Below are 26,398 nucleotides of genomic sequence, written 5' to 3'. Positions count from 1 at the left end.
ACCTGCATTACGCAGTTGAAATACTCGTCACGCCACAACGATCAAAATGGCTGGCATCAAAGCCGTGCTCGCACAGCATGTATTGACTCTGATGCACCACCCGGGTTTTAAACCGCGCCAGCTTGAGGAGCGCAGTAACTCCAGTGTCTATCATGCCCATCTCCTGCAATTGCGGCAATGTCAGCGCCTGGTCTAGGCTCAGCAAGCGTTCATCAGACTTCACCAGCAACAACTGGCAAGCATCCAGTTGCAAAGCCAACCACGCGGCCAGGCTATCCGAGGTCACGTCCCAGCTGTGCGGCAGCGGATATTCCGTGGCAAATGCCTGGTTTAATGCCATTTCACTCGGCAACCAGACCAGGCCACGGTGTTGCCAGCCACGCTCTGCAATTTCAAAGGGATTACGCACCAGAGTTAGCGCGGGCATCATCGCTACCAGGCTACGTGCCATTTGATCCATGGCGTAAATTGCCAGCGCATGCGCCTGACTGTCATCGATATGTCCCTCAGGCATCGTCGCCCGCAAACGCTGGAACTCACGTACCGCATCAGCATACACACCGCCCCCGGGGACGATGATCACCTTACCATCCCCCCAGCGCACCACCAGCTTTAGCCATTGCATCAGGCTATCATAGTGGGTCACGCTACCCCCTAGCTTGATCACCCACATCGCATCTTCCTGAACATTAGTTTTTTGCTGACCATTCGTTTTTTGTTTTAAATGCCGCAACCAGCTTGAAGAACTGCGACGCCTTGTCAAAGGTTTCCTGATACTCTTTGGCGCAATCCGAATCAGCGACAATGCCACCGCCGGCAAAAAACGTCATGCGGTCTTGGGCAATGACCGCCGTTCTAATCGCAATATTCGTATCCATACAACCATCAAAGCCAATGTAGCCGATACTGCCGCAATAAATCCCACGCCGATGCGGCTCCAACTCCTCAATAATCTCCATCGCACGCAACTTGGGCGCACCGGTAATGGAGCCGCCAGGGAAGCAACCGCGCAGCAAATCCAGCGCATGAAACCCATTGGCCAGCTGACCACGAACGATGCTGACCAGATGATGCACATTGGTAAATCGCTGCAATTTGAATAACGCTTCGACCTTCACCGAGCCGACGGCACACACTTTGCCAATGTCGTTGCGCAGCAGATCAACAATCATGAGGTTCTCGGCGCGGTCCTTGATACAGCCGGATAACTCCTGAGCAATCGCCGCATCTTGCTCAGCATCTTGGTGACGCGGACGAGTGCCTTTGATCGGACGCGTTTCCACCTGTTGATCCACCACCTGCAAAAAACGCTCAGGCGACATGGAAAGAACCGAAACAGGCAAGCCCTCTCCGTCCTCCACTTGCATCAACGCCATAAAAGGCGCACGGCTCAATTGCCGGAAATGATCATACGCCTGACAGGCGTCACCGCGCACCTCCACGGCAAAACGCTGCGCAAGGTTAATCTGATAGCAATCCCCGGCACGGATGTAATCTTTGACGCGTGTAAAGGCCTGAGCATAAGCGGCTTGATCCAGATTGGCCTCTACGTTGCCGACGACTTCAAATGGTACGCTATTGCATTCTGGCGCCACGGATAGCAACCTGGCATGCAGTTGCTCAAGGCCTGCTTGATCCAGATAGCGTAAATGCGAAACCAGCTTGCACTGCCGTGCATGGTGATCCACGATGATCGCCCAGTCATAAATGCCCACCATCATCTCTGGCAACGGCACGTCCTGTTGTGCCATCACTGGAATGTTTTCAATACTGCGACCCAAGTCATAGGCAAAATAGCCGAGGGCGCCCCCTGCAAACGGAACCTCAGGGGTACGTTCAACAGGATGGGAGAGCAACCATTGCTGAATGGCTTTGAAAGGATCTTCTTCCGTGCGGGTGCGCTGCTCATCAACCAGCACGTCTGTGTGCGGATGCCGATGAATTATTCTCGCCACAGGGGCAGCCACCACAATATCAAAGCGCGCCCCCAGGCTGATCTCTTCATCCACGGTCGCGACTGCATCTGTTTTCTCAATCTGCCCACTTTCAAGCAACATGGGCCAAGTGAGGTCTCTCACCTGCTTGAACCAATGCATGCCTTCAGCATACGGGAGCGTCAGCGTATTCAATGTCGTTGCTGCCATAACCTCGCCACTGCATAGGCCGGAAAACATACCTCTGCATCCTTTTTTAAACTTGCCTCAGCGGCCTCTACCACAGTAGAAGCAGCGTAGTACTTCATCCCCAATTCGTCAGCCAATTGGCTGACCAGAAAACTGCCCGCACCAAGACCCACCAAGGTCTGCGGTCGGTCTTGTCCCTGCGCGATCACTGCCTGAATACTGTGCTTGATTAAGGTGAGCTGCGCTGCTTTAAACGCCTGTGCCAGAGACTGCCAGAGGTTGTCCTCGGCTGATTCGACATCATGCCCAACCATACGAGCGATGCGCCGCATGCTTTCTAACAGCGATTTGCCTTGACCATCCGCCGTGTCTGCCAGGTCATCGCTGGCCGGCAGCTCGCCCAAAATACGGTAGACATCCGCCGTGGTGGCAAAATACTCGGCAGCGATATGGCGCTGTGCACCTTGCCATTCAATAAATGGCCCAAGCGCCATCAGCGGCGTGCGGACGACACCGGTATAACAGAGCCCAGATTGCCGCATACGTTCGGCATCTGTCCAGCCTGAGGGCAAGACCTGTTGCTGCTGACATCGTGTCAGATCGCAAGTCGTACTGCCGATATCAACCACAACCATCGCGGCATCAGGCAAGGCCATGGCCAGACATTGTGCTGAGGCATGCCAATTCATCGATGCAATCGTTTCCGCCTGGCCTGTCACATTGTCGGTAAAGGTCACGCCTGAACGCTTTGTGGCCTGATAAAATCTGGCGGCTGGCAAATAGCGATGGACCGTTTCCGCAATTGCTTGTACGCCTTGTGCCCGATTTTCAAATAAATCCACCAACTCGCCGGTCATGGTAATGACATGATCGCATTCGTCCGCCGACAATTGCCAGTCATGCAACAGCTGCTTGATGGCCTCCTCCAATCGCGGCAGGCCTTTCCATAAAGCGCATGCCTGCTGTGAAACGTTGAGTACCTGCGATTGTGTATCCAGCATCACCGCTTTGACATGCGCACCGCCAATATCCCATCCAATGACAGGTTTAGACCTGGTCATATCCCCCCTCTTGCAATGTGTTCAGCGTGAGTCTTAGCGAGCTGCTAGCCACGTCTGCTTGTAACTGATTGTTTAATACTGCCTGCAGTATGACACCTGCCGGATTGCTGTTCATTATCCTCGACAATCCAATATACGGAGTGGTTAATCGTGGATTGATTTCAACCAGCACCAAGGCGCCCGCAGCATTCAAAATCATATCCGCCCCCCAATAACCGATCAGGCCCGGGATCGCGCGATGGACTTGCTCGGCCAGTCGCTGCATGGCGAGGATCTGATCCGTCGCTTCATTTACGCCAGCCCCGTTAAAAGTAAATTCACCGTTGACGATTTCCACCTGCTGACGATGCGCAGCGATCACTTTTACCTCGTTAGCGGTAGCCACCACTGACATGCTCAAGGCGATGCCTGGCACATAGGGCTGTAGCAAAAACTGCGTCTGACTCAGCAAGGAATTATTGATTAAATTATTTTTAAATTCAATCAGTTCAGAATCTTTTTTAAAGTAATATGTTGCAGTGCAACCCGCGCCATCATCAGGTTTCACTACCCAGCCATGCAACTGCCCCTGAGCATACCAGGACAGCGATTCAAATGTGGTCAGTTCAGCCAACATCACGTGTGGCACCACTGGCACACCGGCCTGGTGACAAAGCTCAGCCATGCATGCCTTGCTGGTGGTGTCGGCAATAGCCTGTGCCGTGCATCCGACCCATGGAATACCCATGTCTTGCACCAGATGACACAACGCTTGCAGAATCCCCTGCGTTTCGGGTGCGATCACCCAACAGGCATCAATGTCCTGCTCAGCGAGTTGCTGTTGCCATACCGAATGCGCATTTTCATGCGCCTGTATGGCAACACTCTGCGCCATTGCAGGCGGCATCACGCGGTAGTCATGGCTAGTGATACAATCCATGCCCAGCGCAGCCAGGTCTGCCAATAGGGCGTCTCGCATCAACAGCCCTTCCTGCAGCAAACTGGCAGGCAAGGCTTCTGCAACCAAGCCGCCGGCGCTGATGTATTCACAAACCCAGATTTTGAAACGAGTTGTATTTTGCATATTATTCCCGTCATCGATTTGATGCATGGCCAGGTGGTCCAGGCCATACAAGGCCAGCGCCAGCACTACCGTCCTATTCAATCGCAACTGACGGATAGCCATGCCCTGATCGATATCGTGGCAGCTATTTTACAAGTTTATCCGTTTGACTGCCTGTATATTGCAGATTTAAATGCCATCACTGGCCAAGGCACGTTGCCGAACCACCTGTCCTTGATCCAGCAGGCGATGGTCGAGTTCCCGCAATTAGCCTGGTGGATAGACGCAGGTTTTCAAACCGCCGACCAGCTGATTCCTTGGCAATCTGCCCGCATCACCCCTATTCTGGCCAGTGAGTCTATGCAAGATGATCAAACCTATGCACAAATGCGGCAAACGTGCCCAAACAGCCTACTCTCGCTGGACTTTTTCCAAGATGGCTTTCATGGGCCCACCCAACTGCTCTCAGCGCCACAGCAATGGACACACCCCACCATCGTCATGAGCTTGCCCAAGGTCGGGGCAAATCGCGGCCCAGACCATACACAACTGGCCACGCTCAAAGCGCAGCATCCGCAACAAGCTTTATATGCCGCTGGTGGCGTACGTGATGCGCAAGATATTGAAACCTTATCGCAGGCAGGCGCCAGCGGCGTATTGATCGCCAGTGCGCTGCATCAAAAGCAACTCACAGCACATGATTTATCCAAATGGGGCGCATAAAAAAACCGGTCATACGACCGGTTTTTTATAGGCCAAGCCTAAACACTTACTCAAGGTTTGCATGCAATGCGCGCATGCCTTCTTCTGTCAGGCCTTTAGCATGAATCAATTCAGAAATCGCGCCTTCAAGGAATACCAAGGTCGACAGCTCGAACTGACCACCCATAGGCATGCCTTTGACCAGTGGGAAGCTGTCATCCTGACCAATTTGAATCACCAGGTCAGCCACATCTGCCATGGCAGAAGTTTTCTTCATGGAGATAACCACCAGTTTTGCGCCCACTTCTTTGGCTTTTTTCACAAATGGCAGCAACGTCGCTGTACCACCGGAACCAGAAACCAATACCAGCAAGTCACCTTTTTTGATGGCTGGAGTCACCACTTCACCGATCATGTAAACGCTGTAACCGGAGTGTACCAGGCGCATGGCAAAGAAACGTGAGACCAGCAGTGAGCGACCTGCGCCACCAATGAACGTAGAACCTGCCTCATCAACCAACTTGAGCAGCTCAGCTGCTTTTGATTTGTCGGTCACGTCAAGAATGCGTTTCAGGTTGTCCAGAATAAATTGTTGATGATCCATTTTTAAATCCTGTGTAAACATAAAATTGAATAAAAAACCCGACACATTACTGGGTCGGGTTTTTATGATCGCTAATCAATAATTGCTTATTGATGCTTAAATGAATTAAGCGTGAGCGATAGCAGTGATTTCTGCAGCAGCAGCAGCTGGGTCAGCAGCGCCGTAGATAGCAGCACCAGCAACGATGATAGTCGCGCCAGCGTCACGTACTTGAGCAGCTGTAGCAGCTTTAACGCCACCAGCAACAGAGATGTCAACACCCAGGTTCAAACCGGCAACAGCAGCCAGGTCAGCAAATGGAGTTTGACCAGCAGCTTGTTGGTCCAAACCAGTGTGGATACCGATGATGTGTGCACCAGCAGCAGCAACTTCTTTAGTTTTAGCAACTTTGTCTTCAACGCTGATCAGGTCAACTTGAGCTTTTTTGCCGTATTTGTTAGCAGCTTTGATTACGCCTTTGATTGTACCGATGTCGGATACGCCCAAAACTACGCAGATGTCAGCACCAGCTTTGTAGAATGGCTCAGACTCGTACTCACCAGCGTCCATAGTTTTCAGGTCAACCAGGATCTTGTTGTTTGGGAACTTAGCGCGCAGAGTTTCCAGCAATTTGATACCGTTGTGCTTGATGCATGGTGTACCGATTTCCAGAATGTCAACGTGTGGAGCAACTTTTTCTGCCAAAGCGATAGTTGCGTCGAAATCCAATGAGTCTAATGCCATTTGTGTTAATGCCATGTTTTTCTCCAAAAGTTAAAATTTAAATGCTATTGCTAGCGTACTACCAATTCAAGCTGGTCGCCCATAGTAAGCTCGCAGCCAAAATAAGTCAATGTTGCAGGCCAATTTATGCCTGACTTAAAAGCCACACGGGCAGATCACTGCCCGTGTGCATTATCGCATGGCGATATTACAGTTTTGCGGCTAATGCAGCTTCCAGTTTGTTCTGGTCAGCCACGAAACCACGGATACCTTCAGCCAATTTTTCTGTCGCCATTGGATCCTGATTCAATTCAAAGCGGAACTGCTCTTCTGTCAATTTGGCAGGCACTTCTTTGGTTTTTCCGCCATCTTTCAACACTTGAGTCAATGTACCTTCAGTTGCAGCCAACTCTTGCAGCAGGTTTGGAGACACGGTCAAACGGTCACAACCAGCCAAGGCAATCAGCTCGCCAGTGTTACGGAAAGAAGCACCCATTACCACGGTTTTGTAACCGTGCTCTTTATAGTACTGGTAGATTGCGCGCACAGAAACTACACCTGGGTCAGTTTCTTGTGTGTACTCAGTGCCTGGGTTTTTCGCTTTGTACCAGTCGAGGATACGGCCAACGAATGGGGAGATCAGGAATACGCCAGCTTCAGCACACGCACGGGCTTGACCAAAACCAAACAGCAAAGTCAGGTTACATTGGATGCCTTCTTTTTCCAGAATCTCACCGGCCTTAATACCTTCCCAGGTAGAAGCCAGTTTGATCAATACGCGATCTTTGCTGATGCCAGACTCTTGGTACAGGCTGATCAATTTGCGACCTTTAGCAACCATCGCGTCGATATTGAAAGACAGACGTGCATCCACTTCTGTAGAAATACGGCCTGGAACCACTTTCGTGATTTCAGCGCCAATCAACACAGCCAATTTATCCGCTGCGTTTTCAATTTGTTGCTCTTTAGAGCCGCCTTGTGCTTTAGCATAAGCAATGGCAGTGTCAATCAATGGTGCGTATTCAGGGATTTGGCTAGCCTTCAACACCAGAGATGGGTTTGTGGTTGCATCCACAGGTTTAACACTTTTGATTGCCTCAACATCACCAGTGTCAGCCACGATGGTTGTCATTGCTTTCAACTGATCTAATAAATTTGCCATTCGATTGCTCCTAAAAATTGCAATTATCGTTTACGTATTGTTATACACAAAAACCTCGAACATTATAACTGAATTTATTTGAGTTGGTTAAGCCTCGTTTTGGCCTTGGATAAGCCCCGGGGCCAGGTCTACCTCACACACAACGCGTATTTTTTTGATTAAAATCAAATGATTGAGCCGGATTTTTACAGTGAATAAAGGCGCTTTGACTTTTCATTTACCCCCTTTTCGGGCACAATTCACCTTTTTTGCAAGTAATCTATCCGTTGGGCATATGGGCTCTGTCACCTCTTTAAATAAAGAACACCATCAGACTCGCTTCGCACAATTACCCGTAGACTGGTATCTCAACCCGGAAATCTATGCGCTGGAGCAGGCGCATTTGTTTTCCTTGCTGCCACAATACATGGGGCATACGCGAATGGTGCCTAACGCCGGAGACTACCGGGCGCTGGATTGGATGCACGACGCCGTGGCCTTGGTCAACCAGCAAGGCACGCCTCAACTGATCAGCAATATTTGCCGTCACCGGCAAGCAGTCATGCTCAATGGACAAGGCAATACGCAACATATCGTCTGTCCGCTTCATCGCTGGACATACGACCTGAGCGGACAATTGCTCGGCGCCCCGCATTTTGAGCAAACCCCTTGCCTGCACCTTGAAAAACAATCCCTGACAGAATGGCAAGGCCTGCTTTTTAAAGCGAACGAGACCACCGCCAAACAAAAAGGTCTGGAGATTAGCCAGGTGTTAAAAACGCTTGGTTGCAAGCAAGACTTTGACTTCACCGGCTATTATTTTGATTCGGCGATTGTGGATCACTATGATTTCAACTGGAAGACTTTTATCGAAGTCTACCTGGAAGACTACCATGTAGGCCCTTTCCACCCTGGCCTGAACCAGTTTGTTGATTGTGGTGAACTGCACTGGGAATTTGGCGAACACTACAGCGTACAAACCGTGGGCTACAAACCACTGCCAGATTACAGCCTGTCGCCAGTCTACAAGCACTGGCAACAAACGGTCACCGATTACCAGCAAGGCACCGCGCCTAAATACGGCGCCATCTGGTTCGTCATGTATCCTTTCCTCATGATCGAGTGGTACCCCAATGTGTTGGTGGTCTCCCACATCATCCCGACCGGCGTCGAGTCCTGCAAAAACGTGGTCGAATTTTACTATCCAGAAGATATTGCACTGTTTGAGCATGAATACATCAAAGCGCAGCAAGCGGCTTATTTTGAGACCGCAGTAGAAGACAAAGAAATCTGCCAGCGTATGCAGGATGGCCGCAAAGGCTTGTATCTGCTAGGTAAAGATGAGCGTGGCCCCTATCAGCACCCGATGGAAACAGGACTGGAACACTTCCATCAATGGTATCGCCGCCAGATGGAAACGCATCTACCTGACCACTTGCCACGCTAACCGAACACCCACCTTACTGTTTCCGCTTGAAAAAACCACCTTCCCCATACTCCTGGCACCCCAAACATTGGCAGCTGGGTAGCTACTGGATGTTGCTGGCAGGCTTGGGGTTTGCCATCATGGGCGCATTTGTCAAAGCAGGCGCAGCACGCTTCACCACCAGTGAACTGGTGTTTTACCGCTCAGCCTTTGGCTTTGTGATGATTGCCGCCATCGTTTATGGTCAAGGCAAGCAGATAAAAACACCACGACTCAATATGCAGTTACGCAGGGCTGGCGTGGGGTTCACGGCCTTGCTGCTATTTTTCTATGCCATCGCGCATTTACCGCTGGCCACTGCCATCACACTCAACTACACCTCGCCCATGTTCCTCGCCCTGCTCTCTCCCTGGCTACTCACAGGCGACCAGCCACTGACACGCCAACAGCGGTTGAGGCTTAATCTATGCGTCGTGGGAGGCTTTATTGGCATTTGCCTGCTCTTGCAACCCACGTTCCATCGCGAGCAATGGCTGGCCGGAGGCGTGGGTCTGCTCTCAGGCATTGGGGCAGCGCTCGCCTATGTCCACGTCAAACAACTGGGGATACAAGGCGAACCCGACTGGCGTACCGTCTTTTACTTCACACTGGTGTGCACGATTGCAAGTGGCGGCTGGATGTTGATCGACCATGTCACCCCCCTACGCTGGCAAGACCTGCCATTACTGTGCGGTCTCGGCCTGTCGGCAACCCTGAGCCAACTGGCGCTCACCCGCGCTTACCGCACAGGCAACACCTTGACGGTGGCAAGCCTGGCTTATAGCACCATCGTCTTTGCCACCCTGATTGGGATCATAGTCTGGGGAGAGGCCCTGAGTCTGCTTGAAATAGCTGGCATGCTGCTGATTATCGCCTTTGGTGTTTTAAGTACCCGCAGCCGCGCTTAAAGCAATCCCAAGGCCTTACCCCCCCAAAGTGCAATAAAAAAGTCATTCTTATTGCTAAGAATGACTTTTTATTAAAGACCTAAGCTGGTTTTAATTGAACGCCTATGGCTCTAGCAAGCCACAACGCATGGCAATCAGCGCAATCTCGGCAGAGTTTTGTGCGTTGAGTTTTTGTTTGATGTTATACAGGTGCGTGCCCACGGTACGCGGACTCAAAAACAAGGTTTCAGCAATCTCGTTGGTGGATTTGCCTCGCGCCAGCGACATAAACACTTCAAACTCACGTTCGCTGAGCACATCGACTGGATTTTGCTCACCTGATAATTGCTGAATCGCCATTTGCTGGGCCACGCTGGCTTCAAGATACTTTTTGCCTTGTGCCACACTGCGGATGGCTTTGATCAACTCTTCCGCCGCACTGCGTTTGGTGACATAGCCCATCGCACCGGCATTTAGCACGCGCTTGGGATGCACGGAGTCTTCATGTGCAGACAGTACAAGGATACGCGCGTGGCTGTCTTTGGCGAGAATCCGCTCAATCGCCTCCATGCCGCCGATACCAGGCATGGTGATATCCATCACCACCACTTGCGGATGATGCTCCTGATAGGCCTTGATGGCTGCCTCGCCGCTTTCAGCCTCAGCAATCACCTTGATATCCTGGTCGGACTCCAGCAACATTTTAAAACCCATCCTGACCACGGCATGGTCATCCACCAGCATTACACTAATCACACTTGTCTCCCCTTTATTTATGCTGATTGTATAGGCAACCGAACTTCCAGGGTGGTTCCACGGCCAGCATCTGGCTGCGAAACTACTTTAAATTGCCCATGCAATGCTTGTACACGTTCACGCATGCCCAGCAAGCCAAAATGCTTGGTCTGGTCCACGTTGTCGATATGCATCCCCACGCCATCATCACAGATCATCAGGCGCAAGCCATCCTTATCCAGCAGCAAATGCACATTGATACATTGTGCATGCGCGTGCTTGATGGCGTTATTCACCGCCTCTTGCACAATGCGGTAAAGATTGATGTTCACATTCTCGCCCATGGGCTGAAACTCGCCAGAGACATGCAGCTGTATGCTTAATTCTGGATGCTGCGCCTGGTAACCAGATATCATATCGCGCAAGGTTTCCACCAGGCCCATATTATCCATGGCGGCCGGACGTAACTGGCGGATGATATTGTGCATGCCGTCGTAAATATGGTTGGCCGCCGCCACGATGGTCTGCGCATTGGCAGAGATATCAGGCGTGGTCGCCTTGGTTTTGTTCACAATAGCCACGGCAAAGGTTTTGATCGCGGTCACATACTGGCCGAGCTCATCATGCAGCTCACGCGCCAGGCTGCGCCGCTCGTCTTCAATATGCTGCTGTATCAGTTGCGTAAGCTGGCGGTTTTGCTCCAACTGGCGTTCGGCATCCAGCGAGACAGCCATCTGATTCAAGCTTTGACCAATACGGTCAAACTCGGGCAAAGAGAAGCGCTCCAGGCGCGTTGTCAAATCACCCTGCTCTATGCGGTTAATCGCATGCAAAATATGCCTGACCGGGCGCAACGCATGACTCAGCAAGCCATACACCAACAAGTTGAGCAGCACAAAAAAACCAATGCCCATAATCATCAATTGGCGAAACCCGGACCAAGCCTCCCGAATCGAGCCTTCTGCACTGGAGTGAACAATCAGCACCCCATACCGCACGCGGCGCGTCACGGTTTCGACCTTGGGGGCCACCAGACGTACAAACCATTGTGGCGGGATGACCTCAGATTTAAAAGTGGAGCCAGGAGAAAGATACAACGGGTTATTGGCATAGTCATACAGCTCAATCCGGCTGCTGCGCACATAGCCCAAAGAGCGCAAAAAGTCCTGCAACACATAATGCGTCGGCCCCAGGCTGGGATTCATAGCAGAACTGACAATCACCGTATCCAGCAATTGCACCGTTACCCGCGTAGCCGCCTCCACCCGCTCACGAATACTGTCTTTGGTGTCGCGCACCAACACCACGCCTGCCGCGACCAAAAAAGCCAGCGACAGCATGGTGACTAAAAGATTTAACCTGAAACGTAAACTCATGGAGAGTGATGATAATCGCAATTGCCCTATTAGACTTTAACTACCGCGCATTCTCACAGCGTAAAATCATTAAATTCAACCAATCCGGCGCTTAGTCTTTAATCTTCAAAGCATCCCATTCCTTGGGTTTAGGCGGGTAAGCCAATGGCAGTTGATTCAGCGTCTCCAGCAACAAACGTGAAATCAGCAGATTGCGGTTGGTTTTAGAATTGGCCGGGATCACGTACCAAGGCGCATGTTCGGTAGAAGTGGCTTGCAAGGCAGACTCATACGCTTGCATATAATCCTCCCAAAGCGCGCGCTCCTCCAGGTCTTTTGGATTAAATTTCCAATGCTTAGTCGGTTCATACAGACGCTCTTGCAGGCGCTCCTTTTGCTCTTCTTTCGAGATATGTAAAAAACACTTGATCAGTGTCGTGCCCGTCTCGGTCAACATACGCTCAAAATCGTTGATTTGCTGATAACGGCGCTTGCATTCCACCTCATCAATCCAGCCATGCACCTTCACAATCAGCACATCTTCATAATGACTACGGTTAAAAATCACCAACTCACCGTTTGCCGGCACCTGCGCATGCACCCGCCATAAATAATCATGCGCCAGCTCATCAGCGCTAGGCGCTTTAAAACTCGCCAGACGAATGCCTAACGGGTCACAAGCACTGAACACATGCTTCACTGTGCCATCCTTGCCGCTGGTATCCATGCCCTGCAACAGCAAAATCACCTTATGCTTGCCCTCAGCATGCAAAATATCCTGCCGCGCATTAATTGCCTCAGTCAGTTTTGCCAACTCGGCCAAATCCTGCGCTTTATCTTCACTCCGCGCTGAGCGGTCATCGGGAGAATATTGCTTGAGGGAGAATTTTTTAGGGTTGACGCGGTATTTTTCCAGCTTTTCCATGAGGCCTGCCAAGATGACAAAATCACAAGCAGTGTATCTCAAGCTGAGAGGGTTGCAAAAGGTAGAGACAACTTAGGATCACAACGCATTGCTCCCTACTCGGCTAAATTACACTCCCATGCCAACGGAGAAAAGCTAAATTTCTGACGCATTTCACGTCCCGTAAATACGTGAAGCTGGGGAGAGCGTCTTGCCATACAGACAATGTAAATAAACCATTCGGAGTTTTCATCAGCAAATTTTGACTCATTTCTAGTGATAAAAAACCTGGGCTCTGGGTTGTCAGTTCCCTTTACTTCAATGAATCTAGTAACTGTATCTTTTATTGCCAAAAGATCGTACCCTAGATTCTCGTTTTGACGGTCATCTACTTGAAAACCATCTTTCTTGAGAGAGTTAGTTACATGCTTAATGGCAGCATCCTCGATCTCTTTTCGAGTTGCAGCATCAGGAAAACCTCCGCCGATCATAGCAATTTTGGGCTCCTCAACGGACGCTAAGAACAAAACGCCTGCGACCTCCTCAGGCTTTCGATTGCCAAGATGATATTCAATCGTTTCTTTGTCATATCTGATTTCGGTGGCGCGAAACAGACCAAGATACTCCCACTTATTGACACCACGTTTAACATAAGCGGGCACAACGGCTCCTGACTCTAAAAAGAGTCGCGCCCTTCCCTCAACCCTAGGACCTTTTCCAAATACGACTGCATCAGGAGCATCGGGATTCAAATCCATACGAAGTGCCAAACCCTTCACTACATTCAGCTTAGTTCGAATGTAATCGTCTCCACCAGCTGTTAGTTTCGCAAGCTCTTGAGTGGTAATAGTCTTAGACAATCGGTGCTCCATGAAAACTATAACGCTTCTATTTTTTGCATACTTTAAAGCAAATATTACATTTTATTTATATATGCTTGTATAAACACTTATAGTTAAATCTATTAGCACTCACAAAAAATTTAACTTTTTATACAAAAGGTAGATTAGTTATCCGAAAGCACTTCTAAAGCTTAAGCTGTGCGTGCTTCCTAATAAAAAACGCCAGCATAACACTGGCGTTTTTTATACTGAGCAGAGCTTAGTCTTTAGAAGCACGTTTACGCTCGTGCTCTAACAGGTAGCGTTTACGCAGACGGATGGTTTTTGGTGTGATTTCGACCAATTCGTCATCGTCAATAAACTCTACGGCACTTTCCAGGCTTAGCGAGACTGGCGGGATCAAACGCACCGCTTCGTCTGTACCAGAAGCACGTACGTTTGTGAGTTGTTTGCCCTTGATCGGGTTAACGACTAGGTCATTGTCGCGGCTATGAATACCGATGATCATGCCTTCATACAGTCGGTCGCCTGGGCTAGAGAACATTTTGCCGCGATCTTGCAGCTTCCATAAGGCATAGGCAACGGCCTCACCTTGTTCAGCTGAAATAAGCACGCCATTACGACGGCCTGGCATGTCTGCTTTTACCGGGGCATATTCGTCAAAAATATGCGCCATCAACCCTGTACCACGGGTTAAGGTTAAGAACTCACCCTGGAAACCAATCAGGCCACGTGCTGGAATGCGGTATTCCAAACGTGTGCGACCGTTACCATCAGATTCCATGTTAGTCATTTCACCGCGACGACGACCTAACTCCTCCATGACCGCGCCCTGATTTTCATCTTCAACGTCTACAGTCAGGATTTCATAAGGCTCGCATTTTTCGCCATTGATTTCTCTGAACACGACGCGTGGTTTACCTACGGCGATTTCAAAGCCTTCACGACGCATGTTTTCCAGCAAAATGGTCAGGTGCAATTCGCCACGACCAGACACACGGAAAACATCGGTGTCTTCAGTATCTTCAACGCGCAAAGCCACGTTAACCAACAATTCTTTGGTTAAACGATCACGAATTTGACGTGAGGTGATGAATTTACCTTCAGTCCCAGCTAATGGTGAGGTGTTGACCATAAAGTCCATGGTCAAAGTTGGCTCATCTACGCCCAGATGTGGCAAACCAACAGGTTTTTCGCGATCACAGATAGTGAAACCAATACCGATTTCTTCGATCCCTGAAATGATCACAATGTCGCCTGCTTCGGCTTCTTCAACCGGCACACGCTCCAAACCTCTAAAACCGAGCACTTGGTTAATACGGCCTTGTGCGACCTGTTCATCTTCGCGCATCACTGCTACGACTTGGCCTGGCTTGATACGACCATTAGTGATACGACCAACGCCCAAACGACCTGTATATGTCGAATAGTCCAAGGCTGAAATTTGCAATTGCAATGGAGCATCGCTGTTGCCTTTTGGCGGCTCAACGTGACTCAAAATCGTTTCAAACAAGGCACGCATATTGTCTGAAGGATTTTTCAGGTCCAGCGTTGCAAAACCATTCAAGGCAGAGGCATAGACCACAGGGAAGTCTAATTGCTCATCCGTTGCACCCAAATTGGCAAACAAATCAAAAGTGTGGTTGATCACCCAATCCGGACGGGCACTTGGACGGTCTACCTTGTTAATCACGACAATAGGCTTCAAACCTAGTGCCAGTGCTTTCTTCGTCACGAAACGGGTTTGTGGCATGGGGCCGTCAACGGCATCCACCAACAGCAATACGCCATCCACCATACCCAATACACGCTCTACCTCACCACCAAAGTCGGCGTGGCCCGGGGTATCAACGATATTGATATGCGTGCCTTCATACGTTAAGGCGGTGTTTTTGGCCAAAATGGTAATGCCACGCTCTTTTTCGAGATCATTGCTATCCATCACACGCTCAGTCACCGCTTGGTGTGAGGCAAAAGTACCTGACTGTTGAAGTAGCTTATCGACCATGGTGGTTTTACCGTGGTCAACGTGGGCGATAATTGCGATATTTCTTAAATTGCGTGCCATGTGAACTGCCATCTGTTTGGAAAGGGCGCGATTTTATCACAAATCAACTAAATAATTGACTTTTAAAATAAAATGGATATACTGCGAGCAACTTTAAAGCGTTGCTGGTGCTCTACTAGCCCAATACGTTTTAAATTCATTGCCCTGACCTGTCGATAACTCGCGAATTTTTGAGGTTATCATCTTTAGATGAAGTCTTGATGACACCATCTTCTTTTATCGGTTAGTGGCCATGCCCAAGCGCCGGTAAAAGCAATCCATTCCTGATGTTGCTTTCGCTCAGCAAGTACTACATGCGCACTTTGTGCAATGTAATTGACTGGCTTTGCATTTGCTTTACTAGCGCCCTTTTTAATTGTTGATGAAAGGGACATTCCTTGTCTTTTGCAGATTTAAATCTCGACCCCTCCATTTTGCGCGCATTGACCGACGCAGGCTATGAAAACCCAACACCGATTCAGGCACAATCTATTCCTGAAGCATTGCAAGGCCGTGACATTATGGCTTCTGCACAAACCGGCACCGGCAAGACCGCTGCATTTACCCTGCCCGCTTTAAACTTGCTGGCAACACCACACCCGGTGCGCAGCCGTGGCCCACGTATCCTGGTACTGACACCAACCCGTGAACTGGCTGCACAAGTGAATGAAGCCGCACGTAAATACGGTAAATTCTTGCGTGCACGCTGCATCAGCATTGTGGGTGGCATGCCTTACCCATTGCAAAACAAGCTGCTGTCGCAACCACTGGATATTCTGGTAGCAACGCCAGGCCGTTTTATTGATCACCTTGAGCGTGGCCGCATTGACCTGAGCCGCCTGCAGATGCTGGTGCTGGATGAAGCTGACCGCATGCTGGATATGGGCTTTATGCCGGATGTAGAGCGTATTTGCGAAGCCTTGCCTGCTGAGCGCCAAACTTTACTGTTCTCTGCCACTCTTGACGGGATTATGGATATCGGCAAACGTTTCCTTAATAATCCACTCACTATTCAGGTGGCTGGTCAAAAAGAAAAACATGCCAACATTGAACAACGTTTGCACTTTGTGGATGACATGAACCACAAGAACAAACTGCTGGAGCACTTGCTGATTGCACCAGATGTCAATCAAACCATTATTTTCACCAGCACCAAGCGCCATGCCGATTTGTTGGCTGAAGACTTGTATGCTGCCGGCCATAGCACTGCCGCATTGCACGGCGACATGACTCAAGGTGCGCGTAACCGCACGCTGACAAAATTGCGCCACGGCGATGTAAAAGTGCTGGTAGCGACGGATGTTGCAGCGCGCGGCATTGATGTACAAGGTATTTCACACGTCATTAACTACGACCTGCCTAAATTTGCTGAAGACTATGTACACCGCATTGGCCGTACTGGCCGCGCCAACAATACCGGCGTTGCGATTTCGTTTGCTTCAAACGCCGATCGTCATTTGCTGCGCAAAATCGAGCAATATACTGGCCAGAAATTACAGGCTGAAGTGATTGCCGGTTTTGAGCCAAAACGTGCGGTACGCATGGATGATGGCGATAGCCGTCGTGGCAAGCGCCCTGGCAAACCACAAGGTAAAGGTGGCTTCCGTCGCGACGAGCGTTCAGCACAGCCAAAATCATTTGGTGAACGTGTTGCACGTGAAGGCCAGCGCGATGCGCAAAACAATAAGCCACGTGCACCGCGTACCCCAGAAGCTGGACAAAGCAAAGAAGTCAACGGTAACAGCAAGAGCTACAACAAGGATACCGACTTCCAGTTTGCCCGCGCATTGGCGGACGAGTTTGGCCAGCGCCGCCCACGTCCAACCAATAGCCAGGAACGCTTTGGCAACCCTAACGCCAGCCGTAGCAATCAAAAACCACGTCCAGCGGGAAAATCCTTTGGTGACAATGGTGGTGGCGCCGCCAAACGTCCTCGTTCATTTGCCTAAGCCTAGCCTATGACTGAGCAAACCATTGTAGATTTTCGTGCGCTCGGCCTGGCCGAGCCGCTGTTGAAAGCGATTGAGGAATCCGGGTATACCACGCCGACGCCGATTCAGGCGCAGGCGATTCCTCTTGCCTTGCAGCACATGGATTTGATGGCCGGTGCGCAAACAGGGACGGGCAAAACGGCGGCGTTTTCGCTGCCAATTTTGCATACCTTGCTGCCATTGGCCAGCACCAGCACCTCGCCAGCCAAGCATCCCATCCGGGCCTTGGTGCTGGCGCCGACACGTGAGCTGGCGATTCAGGTATACGACAACATCAAAACCTATGCCAAACACACGGCTTTGCGTAGTACTGTGGTGTATGGCGGTGTAGATATCAAGACGCAAACGCCTATCCTCAAGACAGGCGTTGAAATCCTGGTCGCGACACCCGGCCGCCTGCTGGACCATGTCGAGCAAAAAACCTTGTCGTTAAACCAGGTACAGTTTCTGGTATTGGACGAAGCCGACCGCATGCTGGATATGGGCTTTATGCCTGACTTGAAGCGCATTCTGGCCTTGTTGCCAAAACAGCGGCAAAATCTGATGTTCTCGGCGACGTTTTCTGATGAAATCAAAAAACTGGCAGATGCGTTTTTAAATAATCCGACATTGATTGAAGTGGCACGCAGCAACGCCACCAACGACAATGTGGAACAAAAAGCGTTTTTGGTGAACACTGACCAGAAACAACGTTTTTTGGTACAACTGCTCAAGCAATACCCCAATCAGCAAGTGATTGTTTTTACCAAAACCAAGCTTTCGGCCAGCAAACTGGCCAGAGCACTGGAACGTGATCAGGTGCCTTGTAGCGCGATTCATGGTGACAAGTCACAAAAAGAACGGATCGAAGCGCTTGATGCGTTTAAGGCGGGCACTATTCACGCCTTGGTTGCAACCGATGTTGCCGCACGCGGTCTGGACATCACGGACTTGCCATTGGTGGTTAACTACGAAATCTCTACTGCGCCAGAAGATTACGTGCACCGTATTGGCCGTACAGGCCGTGCAGGCGCTAAAGGCATTGCCATTTCGCTGATCGACGAGGATGAAACCAAGTATTTTGACGAGATTGAAAAGCTCATCAAAAAACAGATTCCAAAAGAAAAAGCGAATGTCAGCAGCAGTACGACCCCTGCGCGTTCACGCCCCTCTAAAGCCTCCAGCGGCAAAGATGCCTGGTTTGAGCAGCCTTACCAGCCAGCCGCCGCCACGGCCGCGCCCAAAGCGGTCACGGCAAAATCTGCAGCAAACGTAAAACGCAAAGTGGTTGCCGCGCTGCTGGGCGGATTTGGCTTTAAAGCGACGCCGCAAAACCGCACGCAAGCCAAGCGCACAACAGGCAGGTCTAAGCAGAAATCAGATCTCCCTGCTCAGCAACCTGCTGAAAATACAGCGGAGACCGCGAATATTGAGTCCTAAGCCTGCAATCCCAGAGACGACACTGAAGTCCTAGAACTGGGATCGCGATGATGACAAAGCCCCGAGATTCGGGGCTTTTTCTTTCTGCGGATGAGAGTTTGAGCTTGCGAATATTAAGGGGATTAACCCTCGCGATTGCGCATAAAATCCGCCACGCCATACAATTGATTGGCAATATGCTTCATCAGCGACTCGTCAAACTGTAAGGTATGCATGGCTTTAATCATGCAATACATCCATTGATCGCGCTCGGACTCACCAATGGAAAACGGCAAATGCCGTGCCCGTAATCTGGGATGTCCATAGCGTTCGATATACAACTGCGGCCCGCCCGTCCAGCCAGTTAAAAACATAAACAGCTTTTCGCGTGCCTCGGTGAGATCTGGCTGGTGAATGGCGCGTAAACCCGCCGCTTTTGGGTCGCTATCCATGATGTCATAAAAGGTTTCCACCAGCTGTCGGATGGTCTCAGTCCCTTTTTCTGTGCCGCCCAGCCAGTCAAACAACGATTGTTTGGCGGCATTTGGCTCTTGAATTTCAGTCATTGCCACACCAGTTATCCTGCGACTTTAGGCGTGACCAGACCCGCCGCCTCTTTGGCACGCGCACGCGCGAGGTCAGTATTGTCAGCGGTCGCCAAGGCGACGCCCATGCGACGCCGCACAAAAGACTCCGGCTTGCCAAACAAGCGAATCTCGCTGTTAGGTACTGACATGGCCGCTTCCAGACCGTGATAGGCCAGTGTTTTGGTATCTGCACCGCCATAAATAACGGCGCTTGCGCCAGTCTCACGCTGGGTCACATCCACAGGCAAGCCTAAAATCGCACGCGCATGCAGTTCAAACTCATTCAGGCGCTGCGTGCACATGGTGACCATCCCAGTGTCGTGCGGACGAGGGCTGACTTCAGAGAACCAGACCTGCTCACCTTTGACAAACAGCTCGACGCCAAACAAGCCCTGCCCCCCCAAGGCATCCGTCACTTTTTTGGCAATGTCCTGAGCATTTTTCAAGGCTTGTGCATCCATCGCTTGTGGCTGCCAGCTCTCAACGTAATCGCCCTGCTTTTGCACATGGCCAATCGGCGCGCAAAAATGCGTTTCAATCTCGCCAGCGGCATTTTTGGCACGCACGGTTAACAAGGTGATTTCATAATCAAAATCAATCTGACCTTCGACAATCACCACCCCTTGATTGACACGCCCCGCACTGGCGGCATACTCCCAGGCGGCCTTCACTTCTGAGGCTTGTGTAATGCGGGATTGACCTTTACCAGACGAAGACATGGTGGGCTTGATAAAACAGGGATAGCCGATGCCCGCATCAATGGCCGCCTGTAACTCTGCCTCTGAACGCGCAAACGCATAAGGGGAAGTCGGCAAACCGAGCGCTTCGGCCGCTAACCGGCGTATGCCTTCGCGATTCATGGTCAATTGGACGGCTTTGACGGTGGGGACCACCGTGACGCCTGTGGCTTCAATCTCGGCCAGTGCCTGCGTATTCAACGCCTCGATTTCAGGGACGATGTAATGGGGTTTGACCTGACTCACCAAAGCTTTAAGCGCATCTGCGTCAGTCATATCAATGGCATAAGCATGATGGGCAACTTGGTGACCAGGCGCATGCTCATAACGGTCTACCGCAATCACTTCCACCCCCAAACGCTGCAAGGCAATAATCACCTCTTTACCAAGTTCGCCACTGCCCAACAACATGACTTTGGTCGCATTTGCGCTTAACGGGGTACCAATCATTTTTAGCTCCACTGTAAAAACGTAATGATACCATGCGCGATTTATGTGCAAGTGGCCGTACGCTTGATTTACATCATGCAACAACCACGCACGGGCATAACAAAACGCCCCGCAGTTGCGAGGCGTTTTATTCAGGATGACAGAGATTCAGCGCGTTATACAGAGATGCCATGTTTATCCATACGATAGCGCATGGTCATTCTCGTGATGCCCAGCAATCTTGCGGCCTTAGAGACATTGTTACGCGACTGCTCCAAGGCATTTAGCAGCATGGCTTTTTCTGCATCATCCAGCGTCACCTGGCTGTCGCCTTGCAAGACACTCGCCACCTGGTTCATGCCAACCTGAGGCAAGCCCAAGTCAAGCTCGGAAATCATGGTCTGTGTGCACATCAAAACCGCACGGCTGATTTGATGACGCAACTCACGGACATTGCCCGGCCAGTGATAGGTTTGCATTGCCATCAATGCCGCGGCGCTAAACTCGTGATGCGGCAAGGCGTAGCGCTTCTCAGTCAGTTGCCGGAAATAATTGGCCAGCAACAAGACATCTGCCCCACGATCACGCAAGGGAGGCATTTTCATGGTGATCACGTTCAGTCGATAATATAGATCCGAACGGAAGCGCCCCTCATTCGACATCTGGTATAAATCACGATTGGTGGCGGCAATAATACGCGCGTTCACGGGACGTTCCTTGGTAGAACCCAAGCGACGCACCATTCTGCGCTCAAGTACATTGAGTAATTTTGCCTGTAAACCCAACGGCAACTCGCCAATTTCATCGAGGAACAAGGTACCATCTTCTGCAGATTCGATCAGGCCTGGCCGCGAGGAAACTGCATTGGTAAATGCACCTTTCTCATGCCCAAACAGCTCGCTCTCAATCAACTCAGCCGGTAAAGAGGCACAATCCACATGCACAAAAGGTTTGTCATGATTGGCACAACTGCCATGCAAAAAACGTGCAACAACGTCTTTGCCCGTGCCGGTTTCTCCTGTAATCAACACCGTCGGTTGCACGGCATCACTGAGCGCACTTAACTGGGCAATACGCGTGATCTGTTGGCGCACACTTTGCATAGGCGTACTTTCGCCTATCAGTTGAACGGAGTCATTAGCAACGGCATTGCGCTGGCGCGAGTAATCCAGGCTGGTTTGCAATTCTGTCGTCTTCTCGTTTTTCTGAATAATGAGCAATAACTCTTCAAGATCAATGGGCTTTTTTAAGTAATCAATGGCCCCCAGCTTGATGGCATTGACCGCATCACTCACGTCACCAAACGCAGTCATGACAATCGTATTGATATTTCTGGCAATAAACTCTGATAACAGGTCTAGACCATTGCCATCGGGCAGGCGCATATCCAACAGCGCCATATCCGGTTCAAACTGCTTGATTAGCAGTCTTGCATCGCTTAAAGATTCTGCGTGCTCGCACTCAAATCCTGCTTTTTGCAAACGCTTAACCACCGCGCGCGCAAAAAGCGCCTCATCCTCTACCAGCAAGATTTTTTTCTTGAGAGGCATTAAGCTGGATTTATCCACTGATGATGAAAGTTGTGAAAGCACGCATCCTCCTCGTTTATTTAGTCTTTATCGTAAGAAGCGACGGACTTTTTGACGCCAAAATCGTAACGCGCACCGATCCAGCCTGCTCTTGGCGCACCAGGCGCATAAAACGTATCGTTGGTTTCATTGCCACTAAACTGGCCGGTAGTCGGGTCAATCGGATTCTGACCCAACATGCCCAAGCTGTAATACTCGCGGTCAAACACATTATTCACACGGGCGAAGATGTTCCAGCCATTGTCAAACCGGTAGTTTGTGAACAGATTCACTACTGTATAACCACGGACTTTTGCGCCAGAACTTGTATCCTTGTTGTTTTCGTTGCCACGTGAATACTGGCTGGAGAAGGCCACAATATTGCTGCCCACATTCCAGGCAGAAGTCACGTCATAGCCCAAGCCCAGTTTAAACTGATGTTTTGGGATACCTGCCAGGTAATCTCCCTTGTTCACCTGAATAAAGCTGTTGCCTGACGCAGGATCTACAGTAGCGCTGGTATTCACCTGATTCGCAATCTGGAAGGAAGACTCGTAGGTAGCCTGCACAAAGCTATAGCCCAGATTCCATGAAAATGCATCCATACGCCCTGCAAGACTCGCATCGAGCCCCTGACGCTTGGTTTTACTGATATTCGAGAAAAAACCAGCGCCGTTATTGAGGGCGGTCGCAGAGGTCAGAAACTGAATGTCATTGGTGTTGATCGTATGATAGGCACCCAGACTCCAGGTGATTGTCGGTGTCAGGAAGCCACGCAGCCCGGCATCATAGGTTTTGCTAACCACTTGTTTGAGTGGTGGGTCACCGGCCATTGCGTTAGGCAATTTACAAGGATTGTTTTCATCCGCACATCCCAGCTCGATAGAGGTAGGTGCGCGGCTGCTTTCACTATAAGACGCATATGCCGTCAATTGATTGCTGGGCGTAAAATTAATCCCTAATGATGGGTTCAGACGGTTAAAAGTGTGTGTGCCAGTCAGCGAGCCAGAACCACTGGGCGTGATCTTGTCATCATTATCAATTTTGGTGGTGTTGTAACGGGCAGAGGCTGTCACATGCCAGTAGGGATTCAAAGACAAGGTATCCGTCGCAAAGACGCTCCATGTGCGGTTCACACCGCTCAAATTCACCTGGTCGGTCAAGGCATTAAACTCGCCATTACCATCCACGCCACGATAGCTGTTTAACAAGCCAAACTCGGTATTCTGCGAGAACTTGGTCTTACCGCGGTTGTAGCCCAAGCCGCTGATAAACTGGTTTTTCAGGCCAAGCAAATCTTGAGAAAAGGTTAACTGTGAGGTAAAGCCATAACTCTTCTGCGTTAATCTGCTGCGGTTAATCGCACCTGAGCAGTTCTCGTCGGCATCTGGACCACTACAATTAGCATTGTTGTCGTCTAAACCAGCAGCAGATAACTCAAAACCATCATTTAAGTCACCATTGAAGGTTTTGGTACGCACATCACGGTAATAAACATTCCCACTTAACTGAATATCGTCAGCAAAGTAATGGCTCAAATTAAGGTTTACAAAAGCCATGTTATTCTTGGTTTGGTCAGGCACGGTAAAATTGCTTTTGTAGCCCAAAGAATCCAGCAAACTGCCTGCTTGCAAACCATTGCCACGCATTTTGTTATCTGCGAGCGACAAGCTGACATTGACAGCCGTTTTATCATTCTGCCAACCGGCCTTGGTAAACAGCTGCTTGACGCGGGAGGCTGAAAAACTACGCCAGCCATCCTCTTCAAAACTATTGCCAGAGATAAAGAAATCTTTAGAACCGTCTTCGGACACGCCACCATATTCTGCACTCAACACATGACGGCCCCAGGAACCAGTGTAGGCCTCAACAGCGCCGCCCTGGTTGGTACGGCCACTCTTGGTCTGCACTGAAATCGCCCCGCCTAAAGTGTTCAAACCAAACAATGGGTTAGAGCCTGGAATCAAAGTCATCTGATTAATGGCGTTCATCGGAATCAGGTCCCAGTTCACCACGTCACCAAAGGCTTCGTTCACACGTACGCCATCGACATACACGGACAATCCTTGTGGCGTGCCAAGCAAAGGGGAAGCGGTAAAACCGTGATAGTTCACATCGGGCTGGAATGGGTTGTTCTGTGTTTCATTCACATTCACCCCAAGCATATTCTGGTTCATGTAGTCGCCTAATGTCAGGCTCTTTTGCTTGACCAGCTCTTTTTGTTTCACTTGCTGCACGCCGGCAGGAATGTGCTCAAGTGGCACACCAACCCCATTCAGCGGCGTGGTGCTGATGACCTCGACTTTATCCAATTGCACCTCTTCAGCTTGCACAGCAACCGCATGCGCCGCATAAGCAGAGAGAATGGCCATCAACAATGGTTTGACTGCTTGTTTATTCATAACGAATGATCCTTTTCCCGAGAATACTTAAATGAATGTCTTTTGGCTGCAAAAAACACTCAAGGTATTGAGCAAAAATCATTCCATTGGGAGGCTAAAAAAATATCTTTTTTTAATCAATGAGATAAAAATAAATCTGGTTTATTACAACCAGATTTTATCTTAAAATTGGTTTATTACAACCAATTTAACAACCACCATTGGATATATACAACCAATTACAGAAGAGAGGGAGACGGCGTCAGGCTGATTTCCAGACCGTAAGCATTGCGGCCAGGCTGCCAGGCGGCATCCACCGCCAGCCCTGCCAGTGAGACCAGCGTTTCAGAAGCACCTGGATGGGTGGTGGCCACTTGGACCAAAGGATAAAAAGCACGTTGCCATGGCGGAATGCCCAGCATTTGAAAGAGGACTTTCAATTCACGTCGTGGACGCTTGGCATCAGGCTGCAAACTCTCACCCCCTGCCCTAGGCATCAACTTGAGCGAAGTGCCTTCAGCAAGCACCAAAGGCTGCCCATACCGCCGGTTAAGGGTAATCGCTGCCGGGGAAACCCCCAGTCTGGCCAAAGCAATCCCGCGCGCTTTCACGACTTTAAACTGCACTTGCCATTCACCCCATTGCTGCGAGGCTTGCCCTTGCCACACCAGCGGTGTTTGCGGCAATGCGCTTGGTTTGGTAACGCAATACAGGCGTTGCTGGTAATGGTGCAAATAAGCTGACTGATGCGAGGCTTGGCCTTGTAACGGCAAATGCAGATAACGGTTAGGTTTGACCGATGAAAGCTGCTGCCAATATTCTTGCAATTGATCCTGATTGGGCATCCGTAACTGCAACTGTTGAAACCAATGGCGGAGCAAGTTTTTGGCGCGGACATCACCCAATGCATACAGCTTTGACATCGCAATCGATTGCCCCAGCCATTCGGCTTGCAAATCACATTGCGCCAAGTCCTGGCTGGCCAGTACATCCAGCAAACTCTGCGCGTCTGCCATGTGCCCCGCCGTTCTCAACAACGACTGATCCACTTGCGGATAACGTTCGCGCAACACTGGCATCACTGCATGACGCATAAAATTGCGGTCGTAAACCGTATCTGCGTTGCTTTCGTCTTCTACCCATTGCAAGTGGTGTGCGGTAGCAAACTGTAAAAGTGCAGCTTTTGGCACGCTTAACAGTGGCCGATACAAGCGGCGTGCCCCATCCCATGCGGCCATGGCACTCAAGCCCTTGACGCCAGCGCCTCTTACCAGTTGCAGCATCAACGTCTCTGACTGGTCTTGCAGATGATGAGCCGTCACAATCGTATCTGCACCGATCTGCTGACGCTGTTGCTCAAGGGCATGATAGCGTGCTTCTCGGGCGGTGGCCTCCAGGCCTTGTCCGCTTTGCAAATCTACGCGCACCTTGTCAGTAAAAAAAGGGACATTGTAGGTCTGGCAACGGTGTTCGCATTGTTGCAACCACGCATCGGCATTAGGACTCAAGCCATGATGCACATGCATGGCTGACAGCCGAAATGGCAATCGCTGGCAGAGCTCTGCGAGCAGATGTAACAACACCATAGAATCTACGCCACCGCTCAGTGCGAGTAGCAGATGTGGTGTGTTGGCATCCGGATTTGACAGCCCAGCCAGAAAACCAGATAACTGGCTTTCCAGGCTGGTCATAAGAGA

At 50.4% G+C, this 26,398-nt stretch carries 22 protein-coding genes; 5 read left to right on the top strand and 17 right to left on the bottom strand.

Going from position 1 to position 26,398, the window contains the following annotated elements:
- Window positions 1-7 precede the first annotated feature (7 nt).
- From ACT53D_RS03860 to ACT53D_RS03845, 4 genes are read right to left on the bottom strand one after another with little or no spacing between them, the layout of a single operon-like run.
- Window positions 8-673 carry an amino acid kinase family protein gene (locus ACT53D_RS03860; protein WP_194747655.1) on the bottom strand — a complete coding sequence of 222 codons (666 nt, stop codon included), beginning with the start codon at window positions 671-673 and terminating at the stop codon, window positions 8-10.
- A 16-nt stretch (window positions 674-689) separates the two neighbouring features.
- Complete coding sequence (gene pabB, locus ACT53D_RS03855; protein ID WP_476154561.1) at window positions 690-2,144, bottom strand: aminodeoxychorismate synthase component I; 1,455 nt, start codon at window positions 2,142-2,144, stop codon at window positions 690-692.
- Window positions 2,126-3,184 (bottom strand): hydantoinase/oxoprolinase family protein, encoded by a 1,059-nt coding sequence (locus ACT53D_RS03850; RefSeq protein ID WP_338654199.1) that lies wholly within the window; start codon window positions 3,182-3,184, stop codon window positions 2,126-2,128. The genes pabB and ACT53D_RS03850 overlap by 19 nt, the downstream gene beginning before the upstream one ends.
- Window positions 3,171-4,247: an ATP-grasp domain-containing protein gene (locus ACT53D_RS03845; RefSeq protein ID WP_379076163.1), complete on the bottom strand. Its 1,077-nt coding sequence runs from the start codon at window positions 4,245-4,247 to the stop codon at window positions 3,171-3,173. The genes ACT53D_RS03850 and ACT53D_RS03845 overlap by 14 nt, the downstream gene beginning before the upstream one ends.
- Here ACT53D_RS03845 and ACT53D_RS03840 point away from each other — a divergent pair.
- Window positions 4,242-4,949 carry a HisA/HisF-related TIM barrel protein gene (locus ACT53D_RS03840; protein ID WP_379076160.1) on the top strand — a complete coding sequence of 236 codons (708 nt, stop codon included), beginning with the start codon at window positions 4,242-4,244 and terminating at the stop codon, window positions 4,947-4,949. The two genes, ACT53D_RS03845 and ACT53D_RS03840, sit on opposite strands and share 6 nt — an antisense overlap.
- Before the next feature lie 46 nt (window positions 4,950-4,995).
- Here the strand turns inward: ACT53D_RS03840 and hxlB are convergent, their stop codons facing one another.
- The 3 genes from hxlB to tal form a co-directional block, all read right to left on the bottom strand.
- Window positions 4,996-5,532 (bottom strand): 6-phospho-3-hexuloisomerase, encoded by a 537-nt coding sequence (gene hxlB, locus ACT53D_RS03835; protein ID WP_091470596.1) that lies wholly within the window; start codon window positions 5,530-5,532, stop codon window positions 4,996-4,998.
- 105 nt (window positions 5,533-5,637) lie between these two features.
- The gene (hxlA, locus tag ACT53D_RS03830) at window positions 5,638-6,270 is read right to left on the bottom strand and encodes a 3-hexulose-6-phosphate synthase (RefSeq protein ID WP_194747659.1); all 633 of its coding nucleotides are present in this window, start codon (window positions 6,268-6,270) and stop codon (window positions 5,638-5,640) included.
- A gap of 172 nt (window positions 6,271-6,442) precedes the next feature.
- A complete protein-coding gene (gene tal / locus ACT53D_RS03825) occupies window positions 6,443-7,396 on the bottom strand; it encodes a transaldolase (RefSeq protein WP_194747660.1) in 954 nt (317 codons plus the stop codon).
- A gap of 274 nt (window positions 7,397-7,670) precedes the next feature.
- On the opposite strand from tal, the gene ACT53D_RS03820 reads away from it, so the two are divergent.
- Window positions 7,671-8,822, top strand: coding sequence for an aromatic ring-hydroxylating oxygenase subunit alpha (locus ACT53D_RS03820; protein ID WP_379076156.1), 1,152 nt, complete (start codon window positions 7,671-7,673; stop codon window positions 8,820-8,822).
- 26 nt (window positions 8,823-8,848) lie between these two features.
- Entirely contained in the window at window positions 8,849-9,748 is a 900-nt protein-coding gene (locus ACT53D_RS03815) for a DMT family transporter (protein WP_379076153.1), read from the top strand.
- 102 nt (window positions 9,749-9,850) lie between these two features.
- On the opposite strand, the gene ACT53D_RS03810 is transcribed toward ACT53D_RS03815, so the two are convergent.
- From ACT53D_RS03810 to typA, 5 genes are all read right to left on the bottom strand, one after another.
- Window positions 9,851-10,471 (bottom strand): response regulator, encoded by a 621-nt coding sequence (locus ACT53D_RS03810; protein ID WP_194748431.1) that lies wholly within the window; start codon window positions 10,469-10,471, stop codon window positions 9,851-9,853.
- 29 nt (window positions 10,472-10,500) lie between these two features.
- Entirely contained in the window at window positions 10,501-11,802 is a 1,302-nt protein-coding gene (locus ACT53D_RS03805; RefSeq protein ID WP_194748432.1) for an ATP-binding protein, read from the bottom strand.
- 127 nt (window positions 11,803-11,929) lie between these two features.
- Complete coding sequence (locus ACT53D_RS03800; protein ID WP_476154557.1) at window positions 11,930-12,742, bottom strand: polyphosphate kinase 2 family protein; 813 nt, start codon at window positions 12,740-12,742, stop codon at window positions 11,930-11,932.
- A 95-nt stretch (window positions 12,743-12,837) separates the two neighbouring features.
- Window positions 12,838-13,581, bottom strand: a complete 744-nt coding sequence (locus ACT53D_RS03795; RefSeq protein WP_476154555.1) for a protein NO VEIN domain-containing protein — start codon at window positions 13,579-13,581, stop codon at window positions 12,838-12,840.
- A 241-nt stretch (window positions 13,582-13,822) separates the two neighbouring features.
- The gene (gene typA / locus ACT53D_RS03790; protein WP_476154553.1) at window positions 13,823-15,631 is read right to left on the bottom strand and encodes a translational GTPase TypA; all 1,809 of its coding nucleotides are present in this window, start codon (window positions 15,629-15,631) and stop codon (window positions 13,823-13,825) included.
- A gap of 377 nt (window positions 15,632-16,008) precedes the next feature.
- On the opposite strand from typA, the gene ACT53D_RS03785 reads away from it, so the two are divergent.
- Complete coding sequence (locus tag ACT53D_RS03785; protein WP_194747667.1) at window positions 16,009-17,559, top strand: DEAD/DEAH box helicase; 1,551 nt, start codon at window positions 16,009-16,011, stop codon at window positions 17,557-17,559.
- Window positions 17,560-17,568: 9 nt separating this feature from the next.
- A complete protein-coding gene (locus tag ACT53D_RS03780) occupies window positions 17,569-19,020 on the top strand; it encodes a DEAD/DEAH box helicase (protein WP_194747668.1) in 1,452 nt (483 codons plus the stop codon).
- Between the two features lie 122 nt (window positions 19,021-19,142).
- On the opposite strand, the gene ACT53D_RS03775 is transcribed toward ACT53D_RS03780, so the two are convergent.
- The 5 genes from ACT53D_RS03775 to tilS all read right to left on the bottom strand — a co-directional run bounded on the left by ACT53D_RS03775 (window position 19,143) and on the right by tilS (window position 26,392).
- On the bottom strand, window positions 19,143-19,565 hold the full coding sequence (locus ACT53D_RS03775) for a group II truncated hemoglobin (protein ID WP_476154551.1): 423 nt from the start codon (window positions 19,563-19,565) through the stop codon (window positions 19,143-19,145).
- A gap of 11 nt (window positions 19,566-19,576) precedes the next feature.
- The gene (gene purT, locus ACT53D_RS03770; protein WP_476146478.1) at window positions 19,577-20,773 is read right to left on the bottom strand and encodes a formate-dependent phosphoribosylglycinamide formyltransferase; all 1,197 of its coding nucleotides are present in this window, start codon (window positions 20,771-20,773) and stop codon (window positions 19,577-19,579) included.
- A gap of 155 nt (window positions 20,774-20,928) precedes the next feature.
- Window positions 20,929-22,344: a sigma-54-dependent transcriptional regulator gene (locus tag ACT53D_RS03765; protein WP_476154549.1), complete on the bottom strand. Its 1,416-nt coding sequence runs from the start codon at window positions 22,342-22,344 to the stop codon at window positions 20,929-20,931.
- A gap of 17 nt (window positions 22,345-22,361) precedes the next feature.
- Window positions 22,362-24,722, bottom strand: coding sequence for a TonB-dependent receptor (locus tag ACT53D_RS03760; RefSeq protein ID WP_476154547.1), 2,361 nt, complete (start codon window positions 24,720-24,722; stop codon window positions 22,362-22,364).
- Window positions 24,723-24,940: 218 nt separating this feature from the next.
- The gene (gene tilS / locus ACT53D_RS03755) at window positions 24,941-26,392 is read right to left on the bottom strand and encodes a tRNA lysidine(34) synthetase TilS (protein ID WP_476154545.1); all 1,452 of its coding nucleotides are present in this window, start codon (window positions 26,390-26,392) and stop codon (window positions 24,941-24,943) included.
- Between the last annotated feature and the right edge of the window lie 6 nt (window positions 26,393-26,398).

The sequence above is a fragment of the Methylophilus sp. DMC16 genome (genome assembly GCF_056314045.1).
The sequence above is the reverse complement of the archived record's forward strand: the minus strand, read 5'-3'. Positions and strand labels throughout refer to the sequence as shown.